Annotated in this window: 2 tRNA genes and 3 rRNA genes; all 5 read left to right on the forward strand. The window is 48.7% G+C overall.

Features of this window, described 5'->3' with window-relative positions:
- Positions 1 to 169: 169 nt before the first annotated feature.
- The 5 genes from AC1M9K_RS14430 to rrf all read left to right on the forward strand — a co-directional run bounded on the left by AC1M9K_RS14430 (position 170) and on the right by rrf (position 5526).
- Positions 170 to 1707: ribosomal RNA gene (locus AC1M9K_RS14430) — 16S ribosomal RNA — on the forward strand.
- Positions 1708 to 1768: 61 nt separating this feature from the next.
- Positions 1769 to 1845: transfer RNA gene (locus tag AC1M9K_RS14435), tRNA-Ile, on the forward strand.
- 39 nt (positions 1846 to 1884) lie between these two features.
- Positions 1885 to 1960, forward strand: a tRNA-Ala gene (locus tag AC1M9K_RS14440).
- A 379-nt stretch (positions 1961 to 2339) separates the two neighbouring features.
- Positions 2340 to 5231 (forward strand): 23S ribosomal RNA (locus AC1M9K_RS14445).
- A 180-nt stretch (positions 5232 to 5411) separates the two neighbouring features.
- A 5S ribosomal RNA gene (gene rrf, locus AC1M9K_RS14450) occupies positions 5412 to 5526 on the forward strand.
- Together the 16S, 23S and 5S rRNA genes with 2 tRNA genes alongside form the textbook arrangement of a ribosomal RNA operon.
- The last annotated feature ends 26 nt before the right edge of the window (positions 5527 to 5552 follow it).

A 5552-nucleotide genomic window follows, 5' to 3' on the forward strand; every position in this document is an offset into this window, starting at 1 on the left:
AAGATCATTAAGAGATTATGAAGAACAACTTGTGTGGATTTTTACTGGTTGATTGATCGATATATATTATCATTGATGATTGGTAGAAATTTCTCGAAGTTTATTTGAGCAAATTTTTTGTCAGTAATTGATGAGCCAAGATTGGTACCCTTTAGGTACTATTGATTTTAAACTGAAGAGTTTGATCATGGCTCAGATTGAACGCTGGCGGCAGGCTTAACACATGCAAGTCGAGCGGGGGAAGGTAGCTTGCTACTGGACCTAGCGGCGGACGGGTGAGTAATGCTTAGGAATCTGCCTATTAGTGGGGGACAACATCTCGAAAGGGATGCTAATACCGCATACGTCCTACGGGAGAAAGCAGGGGACCTTCGGGCCTTGCGCTAATAGATGAGCCTAAGTCGGATTAGCTAGTTGGTGGGGTAAAGGCCTACCAAGGCGACGATCTGTAGCGGGTCTGAGAGGATGATCCGCCACACTGGGACTGAGACACGGCCCAGACTCCTACGGGAGGCAGCAGTGGGGAATATTGGACAATGGGCGGAAGCCTGATCCAGCCATGCCGCGTGTGTGAAGAAGGCCTTTTGGTTGTAAAGCACTTTAAGCGAGGAGGAGGCTACTAAGATTAATACTCTTGGATAGTGGACGTTACTCGCAGAATAAGCACCGGCTAACTCTGTGCCAGCAGCCGCGGTAATACAGAGGGTGCGAGCGTTAATCGGATTTACTGGGCGTAAAGCGTGCGTAGGCGGCTTTTTAAGTCGGATGTGAAATCCCCGAGCTTAACTTGGGAATTGCATTCGATACTGGGAAGCTAGAGTATGGGAGAGGATGGTAGAATTCCAGGTGTAGCGGTGAAATGCGTAGAGATCTGGAGGAATACCGATGGCGAAGGCAGCCATCTGGCCTAATACTGACGCTGAGGTACGAAAGCATGGGGAGCAAACAGGATTAGATACCCTGGTAGTCCATGCCGTAAACGATGTCTACTAGCCGTTGGGGCCTTTGAGGCTTTAGTGGCGCAGCTAACGCGATAAGTAGACCGCCTGGGGAGTACGGTCGCAAGACTAAAACTCAAATGAATTGACGGGGGCCCGCACAAGCGGTGGAGCATGTGGTTTAATTCGATGCAACGCGAAGAACCTTACCTGGTCTTGACATAGTAAGAACTTTCCAGAGATGGATTGGTGCCTTCGGGAACTTACATACAGGTGCTGCATGGCTGTCGTCAGCTCGTGTCGTGAGATGTTGGGTTAAGTCCCGCAACGAGCGCAACCCTTTTCCTTATTTGCCAGCGGGTTAAGCCGGGAACTTTAAGGATACTGCCAGTGACAAACTGGAGGAAGGCGGGGACGACGTCAAGTCATCATGGCCCTTACGACCAGGGCTACACACGTGCTACAATGGTCGGTACAAAGGGTTGCTACCTAGCGATAGGATGCTAATCTCAAAAAGCCGATCGTAGTCCGGATTGGAGTCTGCAACTCGACTCCATGAAGTCGGAATCGCTAGTAATCGCGGATCAGAATGCCGCGGTGAATACGTTCCCGGGCCTTGTACACACCGCCCGTCACACCATGGGAGTTTGTTGCACCAGAAGTAGGTAGTCTAACCGCAAGGAGGACGCTTACCACGGTGTGGCCGATGACTGGGGTGAAGTCGTAACAAGGTAGCCGTAGGGGAACCTGCGGCTGGATCACCTCCTTAACGAAAGATTGACGATTGGTAAGAATCCACAACAAGTTGTTCTTCATGACGATGTATCTGAGGGTCTGTAGCTCAGTTGGTTAGAGCACACGCTTGATAAGCGTGGGGTCACAAGTTCAAGTCTTGTCAGACCCACCATGACATACTCATACGATACATTGATCTAAATGATAAGCTGGGGACTTAGCTTAGTTGGTAGAGCGCCTGCTTTGCACGCAGGAGGTCAGGAGTTCGACTCTCCTAGTCTCCACCACGTATTCATTCGAATACGTAGTAAGCAAACGAGTTGATAGCTTATAGAGCTTAGTAATAAAGCTGTGTATACTGCACGCCTTGATTATTAAGCTCTGTGATTTATCACAGTTGACTGCGATCTGACGAAGACGTAGTGAATCATTAACAGCATATATTTGAGTTGAAATAATTTGTTCATACTCATAGAAAGAGCGGAAACGAGATAACGTAAGTTATTGAGTTGAAGTGATTGAAATGAGAACTAGCGAAATTAACTGAATCAAGCGTTTTGGTATATGAATTTGAATTGAAGCTGTACAGTGTTTAGATACACAGTACTTCAAACTGTAATGTTGAACGATCTACTTGTAGGATCGAACGACTGTTTGGGGTTGTATAGTCAAGTAATTAAGTGCATGTGGTGGATGCCTTGGCAGTCAGAGGCGATGAAAGACGTGATAGCCTGCGAAAAGCTCCGGGGAGGCGGCAAATATCCTGTGATCCGGAGATTTCTGAATGGGGGAACCCACCTATCATAAGATAGGTATTGCAACATGAATACATAGTGTTGCAAGGCAAACGCGGGGAAGTGAAACATCTCAGTACCCGTAGGAAAAGAAATCAATTGAGATTCCCTCAGTAGCGGCGAGCGAAAGGGGAAAAGCCCATTAAGTTATGTAAGCTTTAGTGGAATGCTCTGGGAAGTGCAACCATAGTAGGTGATAGTCCTGTACACGAAAGGGCTTACATGATGATGTCGAGTAGGGCGGGGCACGTGAAACCTTGTCTGAATATGGGGGGACCATCCTCCAAGGCTAAATACTCCTGACTGACCGATAGTGAACCAGTACCGTGAGGGAAAGGCGAAAAGAACCCCTGTGAGGGGAGTGAAATAGATCCTGAAACCGCATGCATACAAGCAGTGGGAGCATCTTCGTGATGTGACTGCGTACCTTTTGTATAATGGGTCAGCGACTTACATTCAGTAGCAAGGTTAACCGAATAGGGGAGCCGTAGAGAAATCGAGTCTTAATAGGGCGTTTAGTTGCTGGGTGTAGACCCGAAACCAGGCGATCTATCCATGAGCAGGTTGAAGGTGAGGTAACACTTACTGGAGGACCGAACCCACTGTCGTTGAAAAGCCAGGGGATGACTTGTGGATAGGGGTGAAAGGCTAATCAAGCCTGGTGATAGCTGGTTCTCCCCGAAAGCTATTTAGGTAGCGCCTCGGACGAATACCATTGGGGGTAGAGCACTGTTTCGGCTAGGGGGTCATCCCGACTTACCAAACCGATGCAAACTCCGAATACCAATGAGTACTATCCGGGAGACAGACTGCGGGTGCTAACGTCCGTAGTCAAGAGGAAAACAATCCAGACCGCCAGCTAAGGTCCCTAAATCATAGTTAAGTGGGAAACGATGTGGGAAGGCATAGACAGCTAGGAGGTTGGCTTAGAAGCAGCCACCCTTTAAAGAAAGCGTAATAGCTCACTAGTCGAGTCGGCCTGCGCGGAAGATGTAACGGGGCTAAAACTATGTACCGAAGCTGCGGATTTGCAATTTATTGCAAGTGGTAGGGGAGCGTTCTGTAAGCCGATGAAGGTGGATTGAGAAGTCTGCTGGAGGTATCAGAAGTGCGAATGCTGACGTGAGTAACGATAAAACGGGTGAAAAACCCGTTCGCTGAAAGACCAAGGGTTCCAGTCCAACGTTAATCGGGGCTGGGTGAGTCGACCCCTAAGGCGAGGCCGAGAGGCGTAGTCGATGGGAAATTGGTTAATATTCCAATACTTCTGTGTAATGCGATGAGAGGACGGAGAAGGTTAAGTCAGCCTGGCGTTGGTTGTCCAGGTGGAAGATTGTAGGCATGTATCTTAGGCAAATCCGGGGTACTCTATGCTGAGAATCGATAGCAAGCTAGTTTACTAGCGAAGTGGCTGATACCATACTTCCAGGAAAAGTCTCTAAGCTTCAGTTACACAGGAATCGTACCCGAAACCGACACAGGTGGTCAGGTCGAGTAGACCAAAGCGCTTGAGAGAACTCTGCTGAAGGAACTAGGCAAAATGGTACCGTAACTTCGGGAGAAGGTACGCTGCCGGCGGTGATAGGACTTGCTCCTTGAGCTACTGGCAGCCTCAGAAACCAGGCCGCTGCAACTGTTTATTAAAAACATAGCACTCTGCAAACACGAAAGTGGACGTATAGGGTGTGATGCCTGCCCGGTGCTGGAAGGTTAATTGATGGGGTTAGCGTAAGCGAAGCTCTTGATCGAAGCCCCAGTAAACGGCGGCCGTAACTATAACGGTCCTAAGGTAGCGAAATTCCTTGTCGGGTAAGTTCCGACCTGCACGAATGGCATAATGATGGCGGCGCTGTCTCCAGCAGAGGCTCAGTGAAATCGAATTCGCCGTGAAGATGCGGTGTACCCGCGGCTAGACGGAAAGACCCCGTGAACCTTTACTGCAGCTTGACATTGAACTTTGATCTTACTTGTGTAGGATAGGTGGGAGGCTTTGAAGTAGAAACGCCAGTTTCTATGGAGCCGTCCTTGAAATACCACCCTGGTAATATTGAGGTTCTAACTCTGCTCCATTATCTGGAGCGAGGACCATGTCTGGTGGGTAGTTTGACTGGGGCGGTCTCCTCCTAAAGAGTAACGGAGGAGTACGAAGGTGCGCTCAGCGTGGTCGGAAATCACGCGTAGAGTATAAAGGCAAAAGCGCGCTTAACTGCGAGACCCACAAGTCGAGCAGGTACGAAAGTAGGTCTTAGTGATCCGGTGGTTCTGTATGGAAGGGCCATCGCTCAACGGATAAAAGGTACTCTGGGGATAACAGGCTGATACCGCCCAAGAGTTCATATCGACGGCGGTGTTTGGCACCTCGATGTCGGCTCATCTCATCCTGGGGCTGAAGCAGGTCCCAAGGGTATGGCTGTTCGCCATTTAAAGAGGTACGCGAGCTGGGTTTAGAACGTCGTGAGACAGTTCGGTCCCTATCTACCGTGGGCGTTGGAAATTTGAGAGGATCTGCTCCTAGTACGAGAGGACCAGAGTGGACGAACCTCTGGTGTACCGGTTGTGACGCCAGTCGCATCGCCGGGTAGCTATGTTCGGAAGGGATAACCGCTGAAAGCATCTAAGCGGGAAGCCTACCTCAAGATTAGATTTCCCAAGGACTTTATGTCCTCTAAAGAGCCGTTGAAGACTACAACGTTGATAGGTTGGATGTGGAAGTACGGTGACGTATGAAGCTGACCAATACTAATTACTCGTGAGGCTTGACTATACAACACCCAAACAGTTGGTGTTGTGGTTCAAATCATGACAAATAACTTGATTTAGTTAGATAAAACGCTAAACTGCACAAATTAAAGCAACTCAAATAGCTGTTAATAACTTCTTTGACCAAGCAAAGGCACGCAAACAATACATGCGAATAAGACCCAAGCAAAGTCACAACAGTTGTGCTGGCGACAATAGCAAGAGTGAACCACCTGATCCCTTCCCGAACTCAGAAGTGAAACCTCTTAGCGCTGATGGTAGTGTGGGGTTACCCATGTGAGAGTAAGTCATCGCCAGCTCATTATTCTAAACACCCCCTTCAATA

The organism is Acinetobacter sp. 24-47-67, assembly GCF_056779735.1.